The following is a 26,238-nucleotide window of genomic DNA, read 5'->3' as shown; positions in this document are numbered from 1 at the left end:
CCGGTACAATTCAGGTTTTCCACCGAGCATTCCAGCTCTACTCATGACAGCCAAGAAAGCCGCTTCGAAATCGTCCACGACGTCGGTCAAACCGGTCGCCGAACGTGCCGTCCCCGTGCTTGCCACCGAACCGCAGGCGGTTACCCTCGAGCCGGTGTTTGCCGCGTTGCGCAAGCGCTACCCGGCCGCCCGTCAGGCCGAAGTCCAGGCGTTCGCCGCCGACTTCTACCGGCGCATGGAGGAAGACGAATTCCCGAACCATCCGCCGGAGCAGTGGGCGGCGCTGGCATCGGACATGCTGGAGTTCGCGCGCGCGCGCAAGGCCGGCACGGTCAACGTACGGGTGTTCAACCCGACCTTGAAGAGCCACGGCTACGAGTCGCCGCATACCCTGCTGCAGATCGTCAACGACGATATGCCGTTCCTGGTGGATTCGGTCAGCATGACCCTGGCCGACCTGGGCATCGGCGTGCACGTGCTGGGCCACCCGGTGCTGCGCATCGCGCGCGACAAGTCCGGCAAGCTCACCGCAGTGGGCGAGGGCAAGAGCGAATCGCTGATGGTGCTGGAGATCGACCGCCAGCCGCCGGAAGAAATGCCCAAGCTGGAAGCGGCAGTGCGCAAGGTGCTGGCCGAGGTGCGCGCCATCGTGCAGGACTGGTCGGCGATGCGCGAGCGCATGGTCATGCTGGCCGACGATCTGGCGACGCGTCGTTTGCCGATCGACGACATCAACCGGCACGAGGCGCAGGAGTTCCTGCGCTGGGCCGCGGCCGACCACTTCACCTTCTTCGGCTACCGCGAGTATCGGGTGGAGAAGCAGGATGGCCAGGACGTGCTGGCGCCGCTGGAAGAGACCGGCCTGGGCCTGCTGCGCGGGCGCGACACCTCGCCGGCGCGTCCGGTGACCACGCTGGCCGCGCATGGCTTGAATGCCTCGTCCAAGCTCAAGGATGCGTTGATCCTGACCAAGACAAATGCCCGCTCGCGCGTGCACCGGGTCGGTTACATGGATTACATCGGCATCCTGGAATTCGACGCCAAGGGCCGCATCGTCGGCGAGCAGCGCTTCCTGGGACTGTTCACTTCCAGCGCCTACAACCGCCGGCCGTGGGAAATTCCGCTGGTGCGTCAGCGCCACGAATACGTGATGAGCAAGTCGGGGCTGACCCCGAGCAGCCATAGCGGCAAGGCCTTGCGCCACATCCTGGAAACGCTGCCGCGCGAGGAGCTGTTCCAGTCCAACGAAGAAGAGCTGTACCGCACCGCGATGGGCATCCTCGGCTTGCAGGAGCGCGTGCGTAGCCGCCTGTTCCTGCGTCGCGACAAGTACGGGCGTTTCATCTCGGCGCTGGTGTACATCCCGCGCGAACGCTTCAACACCGATGTGCGCCTGCGCATCGAAGCCTTGTTGAAGGACGCGTTGCACGGCGAATATATCGACTCCAGCGTGGTGCTGGGCGAATCGCCACTGGCGCAGCTGCACCTGATCGTGCGTCCCAAGAGCGGCGAGGCGCTTGAGTTCAACACCACCGAACTCGAATCGCGGCTGGCGCACCTGCTGCGCAACTGGCGCGATGCCCTGCGCGAAGCATTAGTCGCGCGGCATGGCGAGGCCAATGGCCTGCGCATGGCGGCCAACTTCGGTCGTGCACTGCCGGCCGGCTATATCGAAGATTCCTCGATCGAATCGGCGGTCTCCGACGTCGAGCATCTCGCTTCGCTGGATGGCCCGGACGATCTGCATCTGAGCCTGCAGGAAATCCGTCGCGAGGATGGCATGCGTCTGGATGCTGGCGAAGGCCTGCGCCTAAAGCTGTACCGCCAGCTCGACGACATTCCGCTGTCCGATGCGATGCCGATGATGGAAAACATGGGCTTGCGGGTGATTTCCGAGCGGCCGTATCGGCTGCAGGTCGGCGAAACGCCGGTCTACATCCAGGATTTCGAGGTCGAATCGACCTCCGGCAAGATCAATGCCGCACACGCCGATGCCAGCTTCGGCGAAGCGTTCGAGCGCATCTGGAACGGCGATGCCGAAAACGACGGCTTCAATCGCCTGATCCTGGCGGCCGGCCTGCATTGGCGCCAGGTGGCATTGCTGCGCGGCTACTGCAAGTACCTGCTGCAGACGGCAGTGCCGTTCTCGCAAGCCTACGTCGAAGCCACCTTTACCCGCTATCCGCTGCTGGCGCGCTTGCTGGTGGAACTGTTCGAAGCGCGCTTTGATCCGTCCACCGGTTCCGAAACCAGGGCACAGATCTTCGCCGGCCAGGAGCGCCTGCGCGAAGAGCTGTCTGCGCTGGCAGGCGGCGACGAGGCCACGCTCAAGGCGCTGGACGCCGTGTTGGAAGCGCGCGGCGGCGATCGCGACGCGCAGCAGGACGCCACCCGCGCCACCTTGCTGAAGTTGATGGATCGCGTTTCCAGCCTGGACGAAGACCGCATCCTGCGCAGCTTCATCGATGTGATCGATGCGACCTTGCGCACCAACTACTACCAGACCGACAAGCACGGCAAGCACCCACACTGCATCAGCTTCAAGCTGGATTCGTCGCGCGTGCCGGACCTGCCCAAGCCGCGTCCGTATCGCGAAATCTTCGTCTACGGCCCGCGCGTGGAAGGCGTGCACCTGCGCTTTGGCGCAGTGGCGCGTGGCGGCCTGCGCTGGTCTGACCGGCGCGAGGATTTCCGCACCGAGGTGCTGGGCCTGGTCAAGGCGCAGATGGTCAAGAACACCGTGATCGTGCCGGTTGGCGCCAAGGGCGGGTTCTACGTCAAGCGTTCGCCGGTCGGTGGTGACCGTGATGCCATCCAGGCAGAAGGCATCGCTTGCTACAAGCTGTTCATCCAGGGCCTGCTCGACATCACCGACAACATCGTCGGCGGCAAGATCGTGCCGCCGCCGCAGGTGGTGCGCCACGACCAGGACGACCCGTACCTGGTGGTTGCGGCCGACAAGGGCACTGCCACGTTCTCCGATATCGCCAATGGCCTGGCGCTGGATCACGGCTTCTGGCTCGGCGATGCGTTCGCCTCCGGCGGTTCGGTCGGTTACGACCACAAGGGCATGGGCATCACTGCGCGTGGCGCGTGGGAATCGGTCAAGCGCCACTTCCGCGCGATGGGTCGCGATTGCCAGAGCCAGGACTTCAGCGTGGTCGGCATCGGCGACATGTCCGGCGACGTGTTCGGTAACGGCATGCTGCTCTCACGGCATATCCGCCTGCTGGCGGCGTTCGATCATCGCCACATCTTCCTGGACCCGAATCCGGATGCAGCGGTGTCCTTTGCCGAACGCGATCGCCTGTTCAAGCTGCCGCGTTCCAGCTGGGCCGACTACGACGCCAAACTGATCAGCGCCGGTGGCGGCATCTATCCGCGCACGCTCAAATCCATCGACATCAGTGCGCCGGTGCGTGACGCGCTGGGCCTGGACGCCAGCGTCAAGCAGCTCTCGCCGAACGAACTGATGAACGCGATTCTCAAGGCGCCGGTGGACCTGTTCTGGAACGGCGGCATCGGCACCTACGTCAAGGCGGCTAGCGAATCGCATGCCGACGTGGGCGATCGCGCCAACAACGGCCTGCGCGTTAATGGCGGCGAGTTGCGCTGCAAGGTGGTAGGCGAGGGCGGCAACCTGGGCTTGACCCAGCTGGGGCGTATCGAAGCGGCGCAGGCCGGCGTGCTGCTCAATACCGACTTCATCGACAACTCGGCCGGCGTGGACACCTCCGATCACGAGGTCAACATCAAGATCCTGCTCAACGACATGGTGCAGGCCAAGAAGCTGACCTATGACGCACGCAACAAGCTGCTGGCGTCGATGACCGACGAAGTGGCCGACCTGGTGCTGTGGGACAACTACCGCCAGAACCAGGCCATCAGCCTGATGGAGCGCATGAGCGTCAAGCGGCTCGGCTCCAAGCAGCACTTCATCCGCACGCTGGAACTGCAGGGCCTGCTGGATCGGCAGATCGAGTTCCTGCCGTCCGATGCGGAGCTGTCCGCACGCAAGGCGCGCGGCCAGGGCCTGACCCGGCCGGAGCTGTCGGTGCTGCTGTCCTATTCCAAGCTGGTGGCGTTCCAGCAGTTGCTGGAATCGGATATTCCGGAAGACCCCTACCTGTCCAAGGAATTGCAGCGCTACTTCCCGCAGCCGCTGCAGAAGAAGTACGCCGATGCGATGGAGCGTCACCGCCTCAAGCGCGAGATCATCGCCACCGCGGTGACCAACACCACCATCAACCGCATGGGCGCCACCTTCCTGATGCGCATGCAGGAAGATACCGGCCGCAGCATCGGTGAGGTCGCCAAGGCCTACACCATCAGCCGCGAAACGCTGGATGCGCGCGCGCTGTGGACGCAGATCGATGCGCTGGATGGCAAGGTGCCCGAATCGGTGCAGATCGACGCGCTGGAAGTGATCTGGCGCCTGCAACGCTCGTTCGTGCGCTGGCTGCTGCTGCGTCCGGGCCAGATGCCGGGCATCACCGCAGCGGTGGAGCGTTACCACGGCCCGTTCAACGACATCCGCGTGGCGTCGGGCGTACTGTCGGATGCGCAGCGCCCGCAGTACGAAGCCAGCGTGCAGGAGTGGCAGGACAAGGGCCTCACCCCGGCACTGGCGCAGCAGTTGTCCGAGCTGCGTTATCTGGAGCCGGCCTTCGACATCATCGAAACCGCGCGCACGCGCAAGCTCAAGCCGGTGGACGTTTCCAAGGTGCATTTCCGCCTGGGCGAAGCGCTGCGGCTGCCGTGGCTGTTCGAACAGATCGACGCGCTGGAGGTCAACGGCCGTTGGCATGCGGTGGCGCGTGGGGTGCTGCGCGACGAACTGGCCGCGCATCAGCGTGCATTGGTAGGCCAGGTGCTGACCATGCCCGGCAGTAGTGCCGAGAACAAGGTGGCCAACTGGATGGCACGCGACGATTCCAGTCTGCGCTTCACCCTGGCCATGCTCGCCGATGTAGCCGAGCAGAAGACCCTGGACTACCCGACCGTGTCGGTGGCAGTGCAGCGGTTGGGCCAACTGGCCGCGCACGGGGTGTAAGCAACCTATTGCCGCGATGGCGAAGCGCATGCATCGCTATCGCGGTGGCCTAAACAGCCTGGTTGAGTCAAATGCAGAGGCCGCCTACGGGCGGCCTCTTGCGTGCGGGGGCGTAGCGCATGGCGTGCGCCGACGTGCGCTGAGCGCGGCTGGTGGATATCCAGGCGCGATGGTTTGCGGCTCAAGAACATGCCAATAGGCCGCAATGCGACCGCACCCGGTTTACGCCCGGTGCCCGCTCATTTCCCGCCCGGCATCCTTGTCGAAACGCACATGCCACCAGGTGGCGCTGAGCGAGATCAGGCTGACCACGCAAAACGCCAGCGAGAAATCGCTCTGACGCGGCGTTGCGTGGCCGCCGGCCAGCATCGCCAGGTTGAGGATCATCGCGCCGGCACACACGCCGACCGAGAGCATCAACTGCTGCAAGGTCGTATACAGGCTGCTGGCGCGGCTCATGCGCGCGGCCGGCACGTTCTCGTAGGCGATGGTGTTGTAGGCGGCGAATTGAAACGACATGAAGGCGCCGCAGCACAGCAGCAAGCCGAACATCACTGACGGTGGCCAGTCGGGGCGGAAGAATGCGCACACCATATAGCCCAGGCTGGCGAGGACGCCGTTGCCGATCAGGCTGTTGCGATAGCCAAAACGGCGCAGCAATTGCGGGGTGATGCTGCGCATCAATAGGGCTCCGAGCGCAGTGGCCAGGATCAACCGGCCGCTATGCGCCGCGCTCATGCCGAAGCCGATCTGAAACAGCAGCGGCAACAGAAACGGCTGCGCACCCTGGGTGATGCGCATCAGCGCGCCGCCGATCACCGACAACCGGAACGAGGCGATCCGCAACAAGCTCAGATCCAGCAGCGGAGCGGGGTGGTGGCGCGCGTGCCACAGATATCCCAACCCAGCGCTGCCGCCGATCGCCAGCAGCCAGCTGGCTTGGCCGACGCCGTTTTGCTGGCTGACCATTTCCAGGCCGAACAGCAGGCAGCCCAGTGCGGTGCCGCACAGCAGAAAGCCGCGCAGATCGAAACGCGCCGGCGCCGATTCGCTGGGAATCTCCGGTATGAAACGCCGCACCAGCAGGAAGCCGGCGATACCGATCGGCACGTTGATGTAGAAGATCCAGCGCCAATCCAGGTACGAGACGAAAAAGCCGCCCAACGGGGGGCCCAGCATCGGGCCGATGAAGGCCGGCACCAGCGTCCAGGCCATGGCCGACACCAGGTGGCGGCGCTCCACCGTGCGCAGCAGGATCAGCCGGCCCAGCGGGGCCATCATGGCGCCGCCGGCGCCCTGCAGCACGCGCGCGGCGACCATGGTGGGCAGGCTATCGGCCAGCGAACACAGGATCGAGCCACCGACGAACACCCAGATGGAGGCGCCGAACACGCGGCGCAGGCCGAAGCGGTCGGCGATGGCGCCGCTGGCCGGGATCAGCACCGCCAGCGCCAGCAGGTAGCTGGTCATCGCGATGCTCATGGCCGGTGCCGCCACGCCGAAATCGCGCGCCAGGGTCGGCAGCGCGGTGGCCAGCACGGTGGCATCCATCTGCTCCATGAAAATGGCGCACGCCAGGATCAGCGAGATGATGCGGTAATCGGGATAAGGCGGCGGCGTAGCGCCAGCCTCGGACACGCTGGAGGACATCGGACTCTCGGTTGCGGGGCCGCGCCGCCTGCGCCGCAGACGGCAGCAGGGTCGGCCCGCGTCGCACGGTGTTGTGCGGCGCAACATGGGCATTGTCTGCTGGTGAGGGGCGGGGTTCAAGCGCACCTGGGCAACAGTGCGTGCTTGTGGATGCAGACGCGGCGATTTGGTGGCGGGTGTTGGCGTGATGCAAAAGAACGCGGCTTACAGGGCTGGCGGTGAAGTGAGCGCGCGATGGCGATGTGGGACGCGCGAAGCGATGCAGCGTGGGCTGTTGGTCCCCGAGCTGCCCGTACCCTCATCCGGCGCGACGCGCCACCTTCTCCCAGAGGGAGAAGGATCACGATGCGGCACGCGGAGGGATCGCCGCTGGGAAAGCCCCTCTCCCTACGCGGACAGGGATCGCCCCTGGAAAAGCCCCTCTCCCTGTGGGAGAGGGGTTGGGGTGAGGGTGCGGCGGAAGACAGCCAACCTGACGTGGTCGTCCCCGAGCTGCCCGTACCCTCATCCGGCGCTACGCGCCACCTTCTACCGAAGGGAGAAGGATCAAGATGCGGCACGCGGAGAGATCGCCGCTGGGAAAGCCCCTCTCCCTACGCGGACAGGGATCGCCCCTGGAAAGCCCCTCTCCCTGTGGGAGAGGGGTTGGGGTGAGGGTGCGGCGGAAGACAGCCAACCTGACGTGGTCGCCCCCGAGCTGCCCGTACCCTCATCCGGCGCTACGCGCCACCTTCTCCCGACGGGAGGAGGATCACGATGCAGCACGCGGACAGGGATCGCCCCTGGAAAAGCCCCTCTCCTGCGGGAGAGGGGTTGGGGTGAGGGTGCGGCGGAAGACAGCCAACCTGACATCGCGAATGGGCGGTTGCCTTAGCTGCCCGAATCAGCGCTCAGCCGCAGGCCTCTCCCAAGCGTCCTTGATCTGCAGAATCTGCGGCAACGCTTCGTGGAAGTGCTGCACCAGGCGCGGTTCCAGTTGTTTGCCCGCCATGCTGTCGAGCTTGCGCAGGGCGTCTTCCACCGTCCAGGGCGCTTTGTAGGCGCGTCGCCCGCAGAGCGCATCGAAGACGTCGGCCACCGCCACGATGCGTGCCGATTCGGGAATCGCCTCGCCGGACAACCCCTGGGGATAGCCGCTGCCGTCCCAGCATTCGTGGTGATGCAGCGCGATTTCCGCTGCCAGCTGAAACACCGGACCGCGGCCGTGGCGCAACAGATCATGGCCGGCTTGCGGGTGCTGACGCACCACCGAGCGTTCGTGTTCGTCCAGCGAATCGGGCTTTTGCAGGATGCTGCCGGGCACCGCGATCTTGCCGGCATCGTGCAACGGGGCGGCGTCCTGCAGGGTCTGCGCCTGTTGCGGCGACCAGCCCACCGCTTCGGCCAGGACACGCGCATACACCGCCATGCGCCAGATATGCGCGCCGGTGTCGGCGTCCTGGCCCTGGCCGGCGGTGCCGAGCAGATGGATCGCCTCGCGGTATTGCTGGGCAAGACGTGCGTTTTCGGCCAGCTTCAACTGGGTACCGATGCGTGCCTTGAGGAGCGCAGGCGAGTAGGGCTTGCTGACGTAATCGGCCGCGCCCGCTTCCAGCCCGAGGCGTTCGTCGTGTTCGCTGTTGCGCGAGGTCACGAACAGGATGGGGATGGCGTTGCTGGATGGCTGCTGCTTGAGCGCGCGCGCCACCGCATAGCCGTCCATGTCCGGCAATTCGACGTCCAGCAGGATCAACTTGGGCGTGTGGCGTGTCACCGCATCCAGGGCTTCGGCGCCGGATTTGGCGAATACCAGCGCGAAGTCATCGCGCAGCAGCTGGCGCAGGGTGGCCAGGTTGCTGGACTCGTCGTCGACACACAGCAGGGGGCGGGACGGCATGGGGGATCCTTGCCAGATGCTCGGGGAGCGCGATTAGTGCGGGTGGGTGGTCTGCCACTCGCGCAACGTGGTTTCGGCGCGGCGGAAGTCGAAATCTTCGACCGCGCGTTGCAAGGCTTCCTGCAGTGCGCGCGGTAGGCGTGGCGCGCAGATCAACAGCGCATGGTCGATCCGGTCGGCATCGTCGCTGGCAAAGGCCGATGTCAGGATCTGCACGCTGTCTGCATCCAACGCAGCGCCATCCTCGTCGGCGGCAACGTCGCTATCGCCATGCTGCAAAAATGCCCGGATCGCGTCGGCGGTGCGCTGCATGACGTCCTTCAACGCACTCAGCGACGCGGTGATGTCGTGTCCTTCCTCGATACGCGTCTCCAGATCGCCGGCTGCACCGGCCAGGGCCGGCAGCGCAAGCGAGCCGGCCGCGCCACGCAGCTTGTGCGCCATCGCGCCGATGGCCGGCAGTTCGTTGCGTCGCAGATGCTCGGCGGCTACCTCGGCCGGGTCCGGGTTGTCGCGCAGCAGCTTGATCAGATAGCGCGCGTAGGGTTCGCGCTCGCGCCACAGGCTGCGCGCGCCGGCGGCGTCCAGCAGTTGCGGGTCGCTGTATTCCCATTCGGGACCGGCGTGCGCCTGCGCCTCGTGCGGAAGCGATGGAATGCGCCGCGTGCCCGGCTGCAAGAAATGACGAATGGCAGTGACCAGTTCTTCGACGTTGAATGGCTTGGCGATAAAGCCGTTCATGCCTGCTTCCAGCGCTTTTTCCTGCTGCGGGCGGAATGCGCCGGCAGTCAGTGCGATCACCGGCAGGCTGGCCAGCGCCGGGATCTGGCGCAACCGGCGCGTGGCCTCGTAACCGTCCACCACCGGCATCTGCACATCCATCAGTACCAGGTGGAACAGATTGGGCGCGCGTTTGAGCGTGCTCACCGCTTGCTCGCCATCGTGAGCGACGGTGACCATGGCACCTTCGCCCTCCAGAATGCGCTGGGCGACTTCGCAATTGATGTCGCTGTCGTCCACCAGCAGCAGGTGCGCGCCCTCCAGGCGTCGCGCAACGAATGTCGGCGTGGCAGGGCGGGCACCCGGGCGTTGCTCTAGCAGTTGTTCGACCAGCCGGTGCAAGGCCGCGCCGGTCACCGGCTTGGTCATCACCGCATCCAGATCCTGCTGCTCGGGATGCTGCTCCAGCAGGCGGCGCTCGTAGGCGGTGACCATCACGATGACCGGATGCGGGCCAGGCGTGGCGCGTGCACGGATCTGGCGTGCGATGGCCACCCCGTCGATATCGGGCATGCGCCAGTCGAGCAGGAAAATATCGTAGGGCTCTGTCGCGTGTTCGATGGCCTGCAATGCGGCGTGTCCACTGGCCACCGCATCCACGCGCCAGCCAAGTTCGGTCGCGATGCGCACCAGGTTGTTGAGCGCTGCATCGTGGTCGTCGGCGATCAGCACGCGCGGCATCGCTTCCGGCGGCAAGGCCGGCAATTCGCGCTGCGCCTGCGGTGGCGCGGATTTTTCCAGCGTCACCACGAAATAGAATTCGCTGCCGCGGCCGGGCACGCTTTCTACTTCCAGTTCGCCGCCCATCAGTTCGACCAGGCGTCGGCTGATGGTCAAACCCAGGCCGCTGCCGCCGTAACGCCGACTGGTGGACGTGTCGGCCTGCAGGAACGGCGAGAAGATCACGCTCTGCTTTTCCTTGGAAATACCGATGCCGGTATCGCGGACCGAAAACAGCAGCTTGAACTTGTTGGGGTCGCCGCTGGGGAAGCGGCGTACCGACAGCACCACTTCGCCCTGTTCGGTGAACTTGATCGCATTGCCGACCAGGTTGACCAACACCTGGTTGATGCGCAGCGCATCGCCCAGCAGCCAACGACTGTCGCGTGGCAGGGGTTCTACGATCATTTCCACCGGTTTGGCGCTGAGCGAGGACCGCATCAGGTCGGCGATGTTATCGAACAGCTGGTTCAGATCGAACGGCGCGCATTCCAGGTCGATACGCCCGGCCTCGATCTTGGAAAAGTCGAGAATGTCGTTGATGATTTCCAGCAACGTGCGCGCGGAGCGATCGATCTTGGCGACCATGTCCTGCGCGGCGCCGGGCAGTTCGCTGCGCTGAAGCAGGTACAGCATGCCCAGGATGGCGTTCATCGGCGTGCGGATTTCGTGGCTCATGTTGGCCAGGAAATCGGACTTGGACTGGTTGGCGCTCTTGGCCGCATCCATTGCCAGACGCAGCTGTTTTTCGTGCAGCTTTTGCTCGGTGAGATCCACCGCCACGCCGAGATAGCCGATCACCTGGTCGTGGTCGTCGCGCAGGGTGCTCAAGGTCAGCAGCACCGGCAGGCGGCGTCCGTCATGACTGACGTAGGTCCACTCGCTGGTGTCGCTGCGACCCAGGCTGGTGAGCGCGGCGATCGCTTCCAGCGTCTGCGCCACCGGCGTACCGGTCTGTTCGGCCAGCATGTGCGCGCGCTCCTGCAGTTCCTCTTGCTCGACGAACTGGCTGGCCTTGCGTCGCCCGATCACCTCTGCCGCGCTGTAGCCCAACAGCTTTTCCGCGGCCGGATTGAACAGCGTGACGAAGCCGCTGGAATCGGTGGCGATGATGGCGTAGCCGGCGTGCGCCAGGATCGCGCGTTGCAGCACCGAGAACTTCACCAACTCGCTGGTGCGTTCGGCGACCTGGTGTTCGAGCGATGCATTGAGGTCGATGATGCGTTGATGCGAGCGCACGCGGTCGGAGATGTCGCGGAAGAAATGCGAATGGCCGCTGAGCGTGCCTTCGCTTTCGATGATCGGCGCCTTGCTGGCCAGCACATGCACCTGATGCCCGTCGCGATGGCGCATGGTCTGCGCCGCCGATGCGTTGCCCGCCAGTGCCGCATCGGCATGGTCGACCTCCGGCATCGCATACGGCTGCGGCGACAGCAGCATGGTCAGGTCCTGATCGATCGCCTCCTCGGCCGTGTAACCGAACATCGCCTCGGCGGCCGGGTTCCAGTGCGTGATACGTCCATCCGGGGTTTCGGCGACGATGGCTTCGCTGGAATGGCTGACCAGCGCGGCCAGCTCCATCTGCTTGCGCAGCACTTCCTCGCGGCGCAGCCCGTTGCTGAAATACAGCACCAGCAGGGCGGCAAACAGGACCGCGGCACCCATCACCAGCCCGCCGATCAACCAGGGCGAACTCTGGTTGAGCGATGCGACGAAGCCGGCGGTGGGGTGGGCGGTGATGACCCAGGTGCGGCCGTAGATCGGCAACAGCCGCACCACCGGCGGGCGCAGCGCGCTGTCGCTGGCGGGCGTGCCGCTGCGGTAGAAATTGTGGGTGGGCTCGTTGCGGTCGGACAGGTCCAGCGCCACGTCGTCGCGCTCGCCCAATGCGCTTCGCACCATCTGCTCGACGCTGAAAGGCGCATACACCCAGCCGCTGGTGGCGAGCATGCGCTGTTGCGGCGTCTGCAGCGGCATGCCCTCCCGATAGACCGCCAACAGCACCAGAAAGCCGCTTTCGTTGGGAACGCGGTAGCCGGACAGCGAGATCGGCGAGGTCATGACCGGCTCGCCGCTGCGTGCGGCCTGCAGGGCGGCGGCGCGCCGGCGCGGCTCGGAGGCGATATCGATGCCGAGCGGGCGGTTGCCCGAGGATTCCGGCTCGAAATACAGCACCATGTAACGCTCGCCATCCCACGGCGCCAACGGCCGGCGATGGATGTCCGGCGCACCATCGGCACGCGCGGCCTGCAGAAATGCGGCCTCGTCGGCCGGGGCGACCCGATGGATATAGCCGTACCCCAGCACCCCGGGAAACTCGCGTGGATAATCCCGCGAGCGGCTGTACAAGGTGAAGCGTTCTCGACTGATGATGCCGCTGCCTGCGCCGATTACCGCACCGCGCGCGCCGCGCAAGCCATGCTCGAAGGTGGACATGCGCTCGCTGATGTTGCGCGCCAGCGTACGCACGACGTAGTCGAACCGTTGCTGGCGCTCGAGCTCGTTCTGCCGTTGCAGCCACACGCCGGTGACGATCGCGGCAACCAGGCCGGCGCTCAGGATCAGCAGTGCACCGAAGAATGCGCGACGCCCGTATGTCCTGCGCAAATCCCAGCGGCCCTTCGGCATGTTCGTTCCTTCGCCTTGCCTGTTACGTGCCCAGAGTGCTGGCCGACCTGCGTCGACCTCGTGGTACCGCCCGACATCCGACGGCTGTGTGCAGTCCCCTAAGCCTGCACGTCGGCTCGGATGGGCGATCGACGTTTCCGCATCAAAACGACAGCCAGATCGACAACGCGTGAAGAATCAGTCCGATCAGTCCACCGACCAAGGTTCCATTGAACCGAATGTATTGCAGATCGCGTCCCACCCCCAATTCCAATTGTTCGACGAGGTGACGTTCGTCCCAACTTTTCATCGTCGATGCAATATGGTCGGTGACCGATGTGCGCAAGCGCGCGGTAAGTTTGTCGGCAGCTTGCAACATATGTTGATTGAGCGCCTCACGCAGCGAGGGATCCTGCGACAAGGCCCGGCCGAGCGATTGCATGGAACGCTCCACGTGCGCGGCCATCGACGATTGCTCGCGCGCCAGGTCATTGCGCAGTGCGTCGCGAATTTCGCCCCATAACCCTTGCACATAGTCCTGCAGTGCCGGATGTTCGATGGCGCGTTGCTTCAGTTCTTCCACGCGCACGGCCATTTCCGGTTCGTCGCGCAAGCGCGTGATGTAGCCCTGCAGCCACGCTTCGTAGTCGAGCCTGATTGGGTGCTCGGGTGTTTTGAGGATGTCCTGCAGTTCTTCGATCGCCGCACGCGCCATGCGGTCGGCCAGGCTGTCGCCGATCTCTTCGATCGGCTTGACCCAATTCACGGTGCCGACCAGCTTGGGCCATTCGCGGCGCGCGTAACGCACGATCAATGCAGACGCGCGCGTCTTGACCTGCTCCTGGTCCAGCCATTCGCCCAGCCGCAGCAACACTTCATCCAGCAGTTTTTGGTGGCGGCCGTCGGTGGTGAGCAGGGCCATGACATCGCCGATGGTGGCGGCGGCGTTCCATTTGCGCAGGCGGTCGACCACGAAGCCTTGAATCGCGCGGCGGACGGCTGCCTCGTCGAGCAGTTCCAGCGCCTGCAGCATCCAGCCGCGCGTCATCTGCGCCAGCATGCGTGCCTGCTCTGGTTTGGCCAGCCAATCGCCCAACCGGCTGGCGGGATCGAATACCCGCAGTTTTTCCATCAATGCATCCGGGGCGAGGAACTGGTCGCGCACGAACACTGCCAGCCCATCGGCCAGCCGTTCCTTGCCACGCGGCAGGATGGCGGTGTGCGGAATCGGCAGGCCCATCGGGTGGCGGAAGAGCGCCACCACGGCGAACCAGTCGGCCAATGCGCCCACCGTGGCCGCTTCGCAGAAGGCCGACACCCAGGCCCAGATGCCGTGTTCGCCCATCAGGTGGCTGACGACGAAGCCGGCGAACATCGCCAGCAACAAGGCCACCGCCAATAGCTTCATGCGCTGCAACTGGGCACGACGGGGATCGATCGGACGGGGAGTGCTGGGACTTGGTTCCATCGGTGAAGTGTACCCAGTCGTTTGACCAGGGCATGTCCACGGCAGGTGCCGCCAGCGCTCGCGCAGGTTGGTGGCCGCGTCTTGCGTGCCCTGTGCTCCGGCTGCGCTTGGGTTGGGGCGACCCAGCGCTGTTGCCGTCATAGGAGCGCACCCGGGCGCGACGGGCTTTATCGGCAATGCCGGTCGCGCCCGGGTGCGCTCCTGCGTGCTGCTGTCGACTGTCGGGTGCGCGCTCAGCCGCGCAGGCGTTCGAGCTGCGCCTGCAGTGCGGTCACCTTCGATTGCAGGGCGGTGTTTTCGTTTTCCAGTTCGGTGACGCGGCGCTGCAGGGCCTTGATGTCGCGGCGTTCGGCTTCGCCACCTTCGGCCTCGTCGGCCTTGGGTTTGCGCTTGGCATCGCGTACGCGCTTGGCGGCCTGTTTGAGCTCGGCCTTGCCGGCCTGCGCGGCGGCGCGTTGTTCGTCTTCGGACAGCGTGGCCACCGCAGCGGCGGCGCTGATCGAAATCTCGCCCGCCTTGACCGCCTGCACCACTTCCGGCGCGGCCTGCTTGTGGATGCGTTCGATCATCACCACCTGGTTGCTGCTCAGGCGTGCTTCGCGGGCCAGCTCGGCACGGCTGACCGGGGTAGAGGTCTCGTCCCACGGTGGGCTGTCGGTGTCGTCAGCAGCGTGCGCGCTGCTCTGCTCCAGGCCAGTGTCGTGCTGGTCGCCAGCCACGGCCGGCGCTTCGGCAGCGGCGTCGGCGTCGCGCTGGCTGCGTTGGCGTGCGGCCAGGATCTCGCGCTTGCGCAACGCCAGTACGCCACGCTGGAAGTCGGACACGCTGCGCCGGCCCAGGTGCTGCTCGATCATCCACAGGTGTACATCCTGCATGGACTGGAAGCGCGGGTTCTGTACCGTTTGGAACGGCAGACCGTGTTTCTGGCAGATACCGTAGCGGTTGTGGCCATCCACCAGCACATCGCCCCACAACACCAAGGCATCGCGGCAGCCTTCGGCCAGCAGGCTGCGTTCCAGGGCCTCGTGCTCGTCGGGCGTCAGCGGGTCGATATAGGCCTTGAGTTCTTCTTTGACAACGATGTTCATACGGCAACTGCTGGGATGCGGGGCGGGCATTGTAGTGAGCCTGCCCCGGCTTTGCGCGCTTGACGGGTGCCTGCATGCGTGACACGCGGGAGCCCGTTGCCAGCGCAGGTTGCGGTCGTCGCCGATGGCCAGCCGCGCCTAGTCCACCTGGCGAAGAATCTTGCCCAGTGTCTCCACCATCTGCACGATCTGCGCTGGGGTGACGATCAGCGGCGGTGACAGTGCGATGACATCGCCGGTGACGCGCACCAGCAGGCCGCCCTCGTGGAAACAGCGCTCGAAGACGTCGTAACCGCGCGCGCCTGGGGCGCCGTCGCGTGGTGCCAGCTCGATCGCGCCGATCAGGCCGATGTTGCGGATGTCGATCACATGCGGCGAGCCGCGCAGGCTGTGCAGTGCGTCTTCCCACTGCGGGCCAAGCGTGATCGCGCGCGTGAACAGCTCTTCCTCGGCATAGGTGTCCAGCGTGGCAATCGCCGCTGCACAGGCCAGCGGGTGGCCGGAATAGGTATAGCCGTGAAAGAGCTCGATCGCGTTTTGCGGCCCGTGCATGAAGGCATCAAAGATCGCATCGGCCACCAGCACCGCGCCCATCGGCACGGTGCCGCTGGTCAGGCCCTTGGCGGCGGTGATGATGTCCGGGGTGACGCCGAAGCGCTGCGCAGCGAATGCATTGCCCACGCGGCCGAAACCGGTGATCACCTCATCGAACACCAGCACGATGCCGTGGCGGTCGCAGATGGCGCGCAAGCGCTGCAGGTAGCCCTCCGGCGGCAGGATCACGCCGGCCGAACCGGACACCGGTTCGACGAACACCGCGGCGATGGTGGACGCATCGTGCAAGGCGATCAGCCGCTCCAGATCGTCGGCCAGCTCCGCGCCGTGTGCGGGCAAACCACGCGCATAGGCGTTGCGCTGCAGATCCAGCGTGTGCCGCAGATGATCTGTGCCGGCCAGCAGCGGGCCGAACCATTTGCGGTTGTTGGGCAGCCCGCCGATCGACATGCCGCCGAACCCGACACCGTGGTAGGCCTTCTCGCGGCCGATGAAACGGGTGCGCTGGCCTTCGCCGCGCAGCCGGTGATAGGCCAGCGCGATCTTCATCGCGCTATCCACCGCTTCCGAGCCGGAGTTGGTGAAGAACACATGGCCCAAGCCCGGTGGGGCGATCGCGGCCAGCCGCTGCGCCAGCACGAAGGGCAGCGGCGAGCCCATCTGGAAGGTCGGCGCGAAATCCAGCGTGCCGGCCTGTTCGCGGATGGCTGCCACGATGCGCGCCCGGCTATGTCCGGCATTGCAGCACCACAGGCCTGCCGTGCCGTCCAGGATCTGGCGGCCGTGCACATCGCGGTAATACATGTCCTGCGCCGAGGCCAGCAGGCGCGGCCGTGCCTTGAACTGGCGATTGGCGGTGAACGGCATCCAGAAAGCATCCAGCTGCGTCGGTGCCTGCAGCGCATCGGCGGTATCGCTGGGAAGGTGGTGGGGCATGGCAGGCTCCATCGTGCAGGATCGCTCGACTGTACGCAGCCGGCACCTCGTCCGTCACCTGAGATGCCGGCACGCGCATGGGAACGGCCGGCGCGTCGTGCGTACTCCGGTAGACGGGGCAGGGAGCGGACGACGCCAGCACCCACCACAGCGCTGCGCGTGCAGCCGGTGCGGCGGGAACGGTTTCGCGACGCGGTTGGCGAAGTGCAGACAGACTAGTCAATTAGTCGCAGCTGCGGCCGCTAACACCAAGGCACGCTTACGCGGCATGGGTGGTGGCGGCGCTTTGCAACACAGCAGGGCGCTGGCGAGCATTGCAAACAGGCACGGATCGCCGATGATGCGCCAGACGACCGCCAGTTGGGCCTGTTCGGTGTCGCTGCCCGTATCGCAACGCGTTATTTGATTGCAGCTATCAATCGTATTCGGAACGGCCGACAGGACGTCGCCATCGCCCGCGAGGCGTTGGTGGTAGTCCTGTCAGCTGTGCTTTCGCAGTTCATCGTTGGTTTTTTGGGGGAAATGAGAATGACGCAAGGGTCCACCGTGGCGACAGCCAGCGGCGCAGACGCCGGTTTACTGTCCAAGGAGCGCATCATTGCGCGGCCGGGGTTCAATCGTTGGTTGGTACCGCCGGCAGCATTGGCGATCCACCTGTGCATCGGCATGGCCTACGGCTTCAGCGTGTTCTGGCTGCCGTTGTCCAAGGCGCTGGGCATCACCGAGTCGATCGCGTGCCCGGCCGAGATGGGCCTGTTCGCGCGCATGGTGGCCACCACCTGCGACTGGAAGATCAGCGAATTGCAGTGGATGTACACGCTGTTCTTCGTGTTGCTGGGCTGCTCGGCAGCGATCTGGGGCGGCTGGCTGGAACGGGCCGGCCCGCGCAAGGCCGGCGTGGTCTCGGCGCTGTGCTGGTGCGGCGGCCTGGTGATCTCGGCAGCCGGCATCCACTTCCATCAGATCTGGATGCTGTGGCTGGGTTCGGGCGTGATCGGCGGTATCGGTCTGGGCCTGGGCTACATCTCCCCGGTGTCGACCTTGATCAAGTGGTTCCCGGACCGTCGCGGCATGGCGACCGGCATGGCGATCATGGGCTTTGGCGGCGGCGCGATGATCGGCAGCCCGTTGGCCGATGCGCTGATGCGCCATTTCGCGACCCCCACCTCGGTGGGCGTGATGGAAACCTTCCTGGTGATGGCGGCGCTGTACTTCGTCTTCATGATGGCCGGCGCGTTCGGTTACCGCGTGCCGCCGAGTGGCTGGACCCCGGCCGGCTGGACCGCTCCGGTGGCCAGCAGCAATGCCATGATCACCGCCAACCATGTGCACGTGAAAAAGGTCTGGGGCATCCCCCAGTTCTGGCTGCTGTGGGGCGTGCTGTGCCTGAACGTCTCGGCCGGTATCGGCGTGATCGGCATGTCCTCGCCGATGCTGCAGGAAGTGTTCGGCGGCCGTCTGATCGGCGTGGATGTGGGCTTCGCCAGCCTGGATCCGACCCAGCTGGCCAGCATCGCCGCCATCGCGGCCGGTTTCACCGGTCTGCTCAGCCTGTTCAACATCGGTGGCCGGTTCTTCTGGGCCAGCATGTCCGACAAGCTCGGCCGCAAGAACACCTACACGCTGTTCTTCGTGCTGGGCATCTGCCTGTATGCAGCGGCGCCGTCGGCTGGCGGTATCGGCGGCATCGCGCTGTTTGCGGGCATTTTCTGCATCATCCTGTCGATGTACGGCGGCGGCTTCGCCACCATTCCGGCGTACCTGGCCGACCTGTTCGGTACCCAGATGGTCGGTGCCATCCACGGCCGGCTGCTAACGGCCTGGGCGACCGCCGGCATCCTGGGTCCGGTGGTGGTGGGTTACATGCGCGAGTACCAGCTGGCGCACGGCAGCCCGCCGTCACAGGTCTACAACACCACCATGTACATCCTTGCCTGCATGCTCGTGCTTGGCCTGATCTGCAACCTGTTGGTGCGCCCGGTGGCCGCACGTCACTTCATGACGCCCGACGAACTGGCACGCGAAAAGCAGCTGGCGCACGAGAAGGTCGACCGCACCGGGCATGGCGTGATTCCGCCGGAGCAGTTGGCGCGCATCGGTCATGGCGGCAACCCCGCGTTGGTCGCGTTTGCCTGGCTGGCGGTGGGTATCCCGATGCTGTTCGGTATCTGGGTCACGCTGCAAAAAGCCTTCGTGCTGTTCCATTGAGGTGAGATGACCAGTCCGTCTTCCCGCGCCGTGCGTCCCGGCAGTGTGGTACGCACGGTCCGTCGCCATCGCGGCGGCCGCAGTGCCACGGTGCAGGACATGGTGGCGGCCGAAATGCCGGTCGCCTTCATCTACAACGGCGTGCCATTCGCGGTGATGATGGCCACGCCGGAGGATCTGGAGGATTTCGCACTCGGGTTCTCGTTGAGCGAAGGCATCGTCGATCACGCGCAGGACTTGCGCGTGGTCGCGGTGGAGACGTTTCTGGAAGGCGCTTCGTTGCAGATCGAAATCCCGCCCGAGCGGGCAGCCGCGTTGGACCAGCGGCGGCGCAATCTGGACGGGCGCAGCGGTTGCGGGGTGTGCGGCAACGAGTCCATCGAAGCGGTACTGCGTGTGCCGCCGGTGCTGCAATCGTCCCTGCAGATCGACGTGGATGCCTTGGCGCATGCGCTGGATGCGCTGCATGCACGGCAGCCCATCGCCGCGCAGACCGGCGCCGTGCACGCGGCCGGTTGGGCCGATGCGCAGGGCAATGTGCAGCTGGTCCGCGAAGACGTGGGCCGGCATAACGCGCTGGATAAATTGATCGGTGCATTGGCGCACGCGCGCATCGATGCATCGCACGGGTTCGCGGTGGTCACCAGCCGCGCCAGTTACGAAATGGCCATGAAAGCCGCGCAGGCCCGAATTCCGCTGCTCGCAGCGATTTCGGCGCCAACTGCGCTGGCGATCAGCCTGGCCGAGAGTGCGGGACTGACCCTGATCGGGTTTGCCCGCGATCACGATTGTGTCGTTTACAGCCATCCGCAGCGCCTGGATCTGGGCGTTGCCGTGGGAGAGCCCGCATGAGCAAGAAAACCATCAAGCAGTACGACAATCCCGCGGGCGGCTGGGGCGCATTGCGCTCGGTGGCCAAGCACCTGATGGAACAGGACATCGCCGTGCAGGGCGCCAAGACGCTGCTGCACGCCAACCAGCCGGACGGCTTCGACTGCCCCGGTTGTGCCTGGCCGGATCGCGACCACACCTCCACGTTCGAATTCTGCGAAAACGGCGCCAAGGCCGTTGCGGCCGAGTCCACCGCACGCCGTGCCGGGCCGGAGCTGTTCGCCTCGCACACCGTCAGCCTGCTGTCGCAATACAGCGATTACTGGCTGGAAGGGCAGGGTCGCCTGACCCACCCGATGCGCTACGACGCGGCCACCGACCACTACGTGCCGGTGAGCTGGGACGATGCGTTTGCGCAGATCGCGCGGCATCTCAATGGCCTGGCGACGCCGGATGAGGCGATCTTCTACACCTCCGGGCGCACTAGCAACGAGGCCGCGTTCCTGTATCAGTTGTTCGTGCGCGAGTTCGGCACCAACAACTTCCCCGATTGCTCCAACATGTGCCACGAGCCCTCCGGCACCGCGCTGCGGTCGCAGATCGGCGTGGGCAAGGGCACGGTGTCGCTGCACGATTTCGAACTGGCCGACGCCATCTTCATCTTCGGGCAGAACCCGGGCACCAATCATCCGCGCATGCTGGGCGAGTTGCGGCAGGCGTCCAAGCGCGGTGCGGCGATTGCCGCGTTCAACCCGCTGCGCGAGCGCGGGCTGGAAAAATTCGCCGACCCGCAGGACAAGCTGGAGATGTTGCACAACGGCTCCACGCGCATCGCTTCGGATTATTTCCAGCTGAAAATCGGCGGCGACCTGGCGGCGGTGAAGGGCATCATCAAGCATGTGCTCGAGCGCGATGCGCAGGCGCAGCGCGATGGCACGTCGCGCTTGCTGGACCTGGAGTTCATCCAGGCGCATACCGCCAATTTCGACGCGTTCGCTGCCGACGTGCATGCGGAACGCTGGGACACCATCGTCGAAGAATCCGGGCTGGACGAAACCGCGTTGCGCAAGGCCGGCGAGATCTATCTCAATGCCGAGCGCGTGATCGCGTGCTGGGGCATGGGCATCACCCAGCACAAGCATTCGGTGGCGACCATCCACATGATCACCAACCTGCTGCTGCTGCGCGGCAACCTGGGCCGGCCCGGCGCGGGCGTCTGCCCGGTGCGCGGGCACAGCAACGTGCAGGGCGACCGTACGATGATGATCTACGAGAAGCCGCCGGCCGCGTTCCTGGACAAGCTGCAGTCGGTATTCGGCTTCGCCCCGCCACGCGCAGACGGGTTCGACACCGTCGGCGCCATCGAGGCGATGCTGGATGGGCGCGGCAAGGTGTTCTTCGCGATGGGCGGCAATTTCGCTGCCGCCACGCCGGATACCGATGCCACGCACCGCGCGTTGCGCAATTGCGAATTGACCGTGCATGTCACCACCAAGCTCAATCGCAGCCACCTGGTGCATGGGCGCGATGCGTTGATCCTGCCGTGCCTGGGGCGCACCGAGATCGATATCCAGGACGCCGGCTCGCAAGGCGTGACGGTGGAAGATTCGATGAGCATGGTGCACCTGTCGGCCGGCATCAATCCGCCGGCCTCGCCGGACCTGCTATCGGAACCGGCGATCGTGGCGCGCATGGCCGAAGCGACATTGGGCGCGCGCAGTGCGATCCGCTGGCGCTGGCTGGTGGGCGATTACGACCGCGTGCGCGATCTCATCGCACAGGTGTTCCCGGATTTTGCCGGGTTCAACGAGCGCGTGCGTACGCCGGGTGGGTTCCGTCTGTCGAACACCGCGCGCGATCGCCAGTGGGTGACGCCGGAACAACGCGCGGTGTTCAAGCCGCACGCGGTGCCCACCGACAACCCCATCCACCGCGCGCGCCGCAGCCACGCCGAGCAGATGGTGTTTACGCTGGCCACCACGCGTTCGCACGATCAGTACAACACCACCATTTATGGGTTGGACGACCGCTATCGCGGCGTGTTCGGCGAGCGCCGCGTGCTGTTCATCAATGGCGCGGATATCGCGGCGCTGAACATGAAGGCGGGCGATTGGGTGGACCTGGAAAGCCTGTGCGAGGACGGTGTGCGCCGCGAGGCGCGGCGTTTCCTGTTGGTGGACTACAACATCCCGCGTGGCTGCCTGGCCGCGTACTACCCGGAAACCAACGCGCTGGTGCCGTTGTCCAGTTTCGCCGACGAGGCGCGTACGCCGACTTCCAAGTCGATTCCGGTGATCGTGCTGCCGCACCGCGCCGAAACCGCCGATGCGGCACCGCGCGATATCGGAGCGGTGCTTGTCCGCTGATCCACAGCTGACCGTGCAGCTGCTGCATGTGCTTGCCGACGCGCCCGATGGCGTGTCGCTGGCGCGGCTATGCAAGCATCTGGGCGTGCGCATGAGCGTGCTGCTGCGCACGCTTGCCTGGTTGGGGGCCGCAAACCTGGACGGTCAACCGGGTCCGGATTGGGTGCGCGTGGAAGCGCGCGGCGAGCGGCAGTTTGCGGTGCTGACGCCGATCGGTTTGGCGGAGCAGACGCAGCGCTCAGCAGCGCAGGCGCCACAGAGCGGTTGAGCGAGTTCCTGCGGCTTTTGAAAGCTGTGCAGAACGACCAACTCAACTGGTCCTTGCCCGCCCATCGGCGCGGGACCGGTGGCGGCATGGATGACGCCACGGAGCTGACGTGGATGTAGTTGCAGCGTGTCCTGCGATGGTGGGCGGGCAGGGCTCTGCAGCAAACGCAAAGACCTTAAGTGCGCGGCATCCTCACCGCTTGCGGGACGCGCCGTGAATCCATCCATCGAGCCTGCGAGGACGTCCCTGCGGCGAGTCCTGCGATGGTGGGCGGCCCAGGGCGAGTAGCAAATGCGAAGACCTCGCACCTTGCAGGCTGAGCAGGCGACGATCTCCGGCGACGGGTTGCCGGAAACTTCTGCAAACACATCTGGTTCAAGACCAGTAGGACGCGATCCAAAGCACTGTCGGTCACGCCTGTAACCTTCTATCCCGGTTTGCCTGCGCAAAGCAGCGCCGCGATCTGCCAGAATCGGCCGTCTTGCTTCCCGGATGTCGATCAACCATGACTGCCGCTGCGCCGCTTGCCGCACCCACCAATTCACCCGCGCGCGTGCTGTTCGCCAGCCTGATCGGCACCACCATCGAGTTCTTCGATTTCTACATCTACGCTACCGCTGCAGTGCTGGTGTTTCCCACGCTGTTCTTTCCCGCCGGCGATGGCAGTGCGGCGATGCTGCAGTCGTTGGCGACCTTTGCGGTCGCGTTCGTCGCACGGCCGGTGGGCTCGGCGGTGTTCGGTCACTTCGGCGACCGGGTAGGGCGCAAGGCCACGCTGGTGGCAGCGCTGCTGACGATGGGTCTGTCCACCGTGGCCATCGGCCTGCTGCCCAGTTACGCGCAGATCGGCGTGTTTGCGCCTGCGTTGCTGGCGTTATGCCGCTTCGGCCAGGGCTTGGGACTGGGCGGGGAGTGGGGCGGGGCCGTGCTGCTGGCCACCGAGAACGCGCCGCCGGGCAAGCGCGTCTGGTACGGCATGTTTCCGCAACTGGGCGCGCCGCTGGGATTTTTGTTGTCCACCGGCACCTTTCTGGGCATGGGCGCAGTGCTGGACGATGCGCAGTTCATGCAGTGGGGCTGGCGCGTGCCGTTCTTGGCCAGTGCGTTGCTGGTCCTGACCGGGCTGTGGGTGCGCCTGAGCATCACCGAGACGCCGGATTTCCAGAAGACGCTGGACCGCAAGACGTGTGTCAGGCTGCCGCTGGGCACCGTGGTGTCGCAGCATTGGCCGGCACTGATTGTCGGCACGCTGGGCGCATTCGCCACCTTCGTGCTGTTTTATCTGATGACGGTGTTCGCGCTTGGCTACGGCACCAAGACGCTGGGCTACGACAAGGAACAATTCCTGTTGCTGCAGATGGCCGGCATCGTGTTCTTTGCGCTCGGCATTCCGCTGTCGGCCAAGTTTGGCGACCGGCACGGCGCGCCGCTGGCGATGATGCTGGCCAGCATCGCCATCGTGGCATTCGGCCTGGCGTTTGCACCGCTGTTTCAGGCCAGCCACCCGTTGCAGGTGCTGGCGTTCCTGTCGCTGGGATTTTTCTTCATGGGCCTGACCTATGGTCCCTGCGGCACGCTGCTGGCCGAGCTGTACCCCACCGAGGTGCGCTACACCGGCGCATCGCTGTCGTTCAATCTGGCCAGCATCCTGGGCGCGGCACCGGCGCCCTACGTGGCCACGCAACTGGCGGCCAGTTACGGCGTGCAATCGGTGGGGTATTACCTGGGCGGGGCGGCCGTGCTGAGCCTGGTGGCGCTGGTCGTGGCGCGGCGTTGGCGTCGCTGAGCGGAGGTCGCGACGGTGTGTGAAGTGTCCGGATCGTGCAGCGAACTGGCGGTGCCCGATGACGCGATAGCGTGCGCGCATCAAAGTGCTGCTGCAGCGCCGCGGCGTCGATCCGGCTTCTAGCCGAAGATCCGCTTGAGCGTGCGGCCCAGCCAACTACCGTGCTGATGGGTCCGCGAAAACCGGTCCAGGTGTGCGATCACCTGCGGTGCGTAGGCCTGGTCGTCGCCGCGAATATGGTTGAACAGCCAGCGTGAGAGCATGTTGCGCAGCTCGTCGCTGACGTCTTCGCCGGCCTGGAAGCGCAGGCGGTATTCGCCCACGCGCTTGCCGAATACCGCATGCACGCGTTGGTGCGCCTGGCTGAAGGGGTAGCCGGCTTCCTGCATCAGTTCTTCTTCGAAGGCGAAGTGCGAGAGCGTGTAATCGATCAGTTCGTCGATCACCTCCGCCACAGCCAGTTGCTGCAGACTGGTCTGCGCAACATGCAGCTGATTGATCATGTCCACAATGCGCCGGTGTTGATGATCGATGACCTCGATCCCGGTGTTGAGGTCGTCCTGCCAGACCAGCAGTGCCATCGAAGTACCTTGCCCAGTGCGATGGGCATACGGTAAGCCGCGCACACCGGCAGGGCGTTGATCTGGATCAAGGCATGTCGGCACGCACATCGTCCGTACGCGCCGCTTGGGCCGGCAGACGAGGCAGGATCAGCTTGCCAGGCGCACCTGGTTACGGCCGCCGGCCTTGGCCAGGTACAGGTGCTTGTCCGCTTCGTTCAGCAGGTAATGCAGCGACTGGTCGCTTTCGCTGGCGATGCATACGCCGATGCTCACCGTCATGCTCAACGTTTCGTCTCCCACGCGCACGCGCAGGGCGCTGATGCGTTCGCGCAGGGTTTCGAAATAGCTGGTCGCATTGGCCGCATCCAGCCCGGGCACCAACAGACAGAATTCTTCGCCGCCGAAGCGTGCGACCAGATCCTGCGGCCGCGCATGTCCGGACACCGAGGCGGCCACTGCACGCAACGCCTGGTCGCCGGCTTCGTGGCCCCAGGTGTCGTTGATGTGCTTGAAATGGTCGATATCCACCATCGCGGCGGTGACCGTCTGGTCTTGCAGCAGCAGCTTGGGAATGACGCGCTGGCTCTGTTCCAGAAAATAGCGGCGGTTGGGCAGGCCGGTGAGGAAGTCGCGGGTGGCCAGATCCTGCAGCGTACCGATCAATTCCAGCTGGTCCACGTTTTGCGACACGCGGCAGAAGAATTCTTCGCGCGAGAAGGGTTTGCGCAGGAAGTCGTTGGCGCCGTTCTTCAGGAAACGCGGGATCAGCGACGAATCGCTATTGCCGGAAATGCCGATCACCGCCACCTTGTCGCGCGAGCGGATCGCGCGCAGCCGGCGGGTGAATTCCACGCCATCCATCCCAGGCATTTCCTGGTCGACGATGGTCAGGCGAATGCCGGGATCGCGTTCGATCGCGTCCAGCCCGGCAGCGCCGTCGGCCGCCAGTACCACGCGGTAGCCGTACATCGACAGCAGCGCGCCGGCATAGGTGCGTGCCGACAGCGAGTCGTCCACCACCAGGGCGGCGATGCGGCGATTGCGCTCCAGGCGCTGCACCAGCCATGCCAGGTATTCGATGCTGCCCGGTGCATTTTTCAGCACGTAGTCGATGATCTGCTGCTGCAGCACGCGCTGGCGCAGGTCTTCGTCGTACACGCCGCTGACCACCACGGTGGGCAGTTTGCGCGAGAGAAAGAATTCCACGACCTTGTCGCGGTCGCCGTCCACCAGCACCAGGCCGGTGAGGACCAGGAACCAGCCGTCCTCTTCGTCGAGCACGCGCGCGGCTTCGGCCAGTGTCGAGACGACCGTGACCGGAAGTTCCACGCGTTGCTCGATGGCTTCGCGCAGCATGCTGGTGAACGTGCGCGAGTTCTCCACCAACAGCACGCGCTGCGGCAGGACTGCACTTTCATTATTGCGATGTAGGGTACCTGGAGACATCGGCTGGCCATCTGGATCGAACCGTCAGGTCAGCTAA

The 26,238-nt window shown here is 65.3% G+C and carries 15 protein-coding genes; 6 read left to right on the top strand and 9 right to left on the bottom strand.

Annotated features, from left to right (window positions below; genetic code table 11):
• Positions 1-43: 43 nt before the first annotated feature.
• Positions 44-5,053 carry an NAD-glutamate dehydrogenase gene (locus tag FLG15_RS12665; protein WP_057679480.1) on the top strand — a complete coding sequence of 1,670 codons (5,010 nt, stop codon included), beginning with the start codon at positions 44-46 and terminating at the stop codon, positions 5,051-5,053.
• Positions 5,054-5,275: 222 nt separating this feature from the next.
• On the opposite strand, the gene FLG15_RS12660 is transcribed toward FLG15_RS12665, so the two are convergent.
• The 7 genes from FLG15_RS12660 to FLG15_RS12625 all read right to left on the bottom strand — a co-directional run bounded on the left by FLG15_RS12660 (position 5,276) and on the right by FLG15_RS12625 (position 17,135).
• On the bottom strand, positions 5,276-6,703 hold the full coding sequence (locus tag FLG15_RS12660) for a DHA2 family efflux MFS transporter permease subunit (RefSeq protein WP_057679479.1): 1,428 nt from the start codon (positions 6,701-6,703) through the stop codon (positions 5,276-5,278).
• Between the two features lie 883 nt (positions 6,704-7,586).
• Entirely contained in the window at positions 7,587-8,579 is a 993-nt protein-coding gene (locus tag FLG15_RS12655; RefSeq protein WP_057677566.1) for an HD-GYP domain-containing protein, read from the bottom strand.
• Positions 8,580-8,612: 33 nt separating this feature from the next.
• On the bottom strand, positions 8,613-12,707 hold the full coding sequence (locus FLG15_RS12650) for a CHASE domain-containing hybrid sensor histidine kinase/response regulator (RefSeq protein WP_150146465.1): 4,095 nt from the start codon (positions 12,705-12,707) through the stop codon (positions 8,613-8,615).
• A gap of 142 nt (positions 12,708-12,849) precedes the next feature.
• Complete coding sequence (locus FLG15_RS12645) at positions 12,850-14,154, bottom strand: DUF445 domain-containing protein (protein WP_017156202.1); 1,305 nt, start codon at positions 14,152-14,154, stop codon at positions 12,850-12,852.
• A 233-nt stretch (positions 14,155-14,387) separates the two neighbouring features.
• Positions 14,388-15,242 carry a hypothetical protein gene (locus FLG15_RS12640; protein WP_017156201.1) on the bottom strand — a complete coding sequence of 285 codons (855 nt, stop codon included), beginning with the start codon at positions 15,240-15,242 and terminating at the stop codon, positions 14,388-14,390.
• 138 nt (positions 15,243-15,380) lie between these two features.
• Positions 15,381-16,745 carry an omega-aminotransferase AptA gene (aptA, locus tag FLG15_RS12635; protein WP_170922317.1) on the bottom strand — a complete coding sequence of 455 codons (1,365 nt, stop codon included), beginning with the start codon at positions 16,743-16,745 and terminating at the stop codon, positions 15,381-15,383.
• Between the two features lie 207 nt (positions 16,746-16,952).
• Positions 16,953-17,135: a hypothetical protein gene (locus FLG15_RS12625; RefSeq protein ID WP_150147673.1), complete on the bottom strand. Its 183-nt coding sequence runs from the start codon at positions 17,133-17,135 to the stop codon at positions 16,953-16,955.
• Between the two features lie 126 nt (positions 17,136-17,261).
• Between FLG15_RS12625 and FLG15_RS12620 the strand changes: the two genes are divergently transcribed.
• The 5 genes from FLG15_RS12620 (at position 17,262) to FLG15_RS12600 (ending at position 24,192) form a co-directional block, all read left to right on the top strand.
• Entirely contained in the window at positions 17,262-18,941 is a 1,680-nt protein-coding gene (locus FLG15_RS12620; protein WP_057677886.1) for an OFA family MFS transporter, read from the top strand.
• A gap of 6 nt (positions 18,942-18,947) precedes the next feature.
• Positions 18,948-19,793, top strand: coding sequence for a formate dehydrogenase accessory sulfurtransferase FdhD (gene fdhD / locus FLG15_RS12615; protein WP_057677887.1), 846 nt, complete (start codon positions 18,948-18,950; stop codon positions 19,791-19,793).
• Positions 19,790-22,138: an FdhF/YdeP family oxidoreductase gene (locus tag FLG15_RS12610; RefSeq protein ID WP_057677888.1), complete on the top strand. Its 2,349-nt coding sequence runs from the start codon at positions 19,790-19,792 to the stop codon at positions 22,136-22,138. Before fdhD ends, FLG15_RS12610 begins: the two co-directional genes overlap by 4 nt.
• Positions 22,128-22,406, top strand: coding sequence for a hypothetical protein (locus FLG15_RS12605; RefSeq protein ID WP_057677889.1), 279 nt, complete (start codon positions 22,128-22,130; stop codon positions 22,404-22,406). The genes FLG15_RS12610 and FLG15_RS12605 overlap by 11 nt, the downstream gene beginning before the upstream one ends.
• Positions 22,407-22,911: 505 nt before the next feature.
• Complete coding sequence (locus FLG15_RS12600; RefSeq protein WP_150146461.1) at positions 22,912-24,192, top strand: MFS transporter; 1,281 nt, start codon at positions 22,912-22,914, stop codon at positions 24,190-24,192.
• Positions 24,193-24,311: 119 nt separating this feature from the next.
• Here FLG15_RS12600 and FLG15_RS12595 read toward each other — a convergent pair whose 3' ends face one another.
• Entirely contained in the window at positions 24,312-24,773 is a 462-nt protein-coding gene (locus FLG15_RS12595; protein WP_057677890.1) for a bacteriohemerythrin, read from the bottom strand.
• Between the two features lie 129 nt (positions 24,774-24,902).
• A complete protein-coding gene (locus FLG15_RS12590) occupies positions 24,903-26,201 on the bottom strand; it encodes a diguanylate cyclase (RefSeq protein WP_209228167.1) in 1,299 nt (432 codons plus the stop codon).
• Positions 26,202-26,238 lie beyond the last annotated feature (37 nt).

It is taken from the genome of Xanthomonas phaseoli pv. dieffenbachiae (genome assembly GCF_008639345.1).
Classification (GTDB): domain Bacteria; phylum Pseudomonadota; class Gammaproteobacteria; order Xanthomonadales; family Xanthomonadaceae; genus Xanthomonas; species Xanthomonas phaseoli.
Note: the sequence above shows the minus strand (reverse complement) of the source record. Positions and strands in the feature narration are given on the sequence as shown.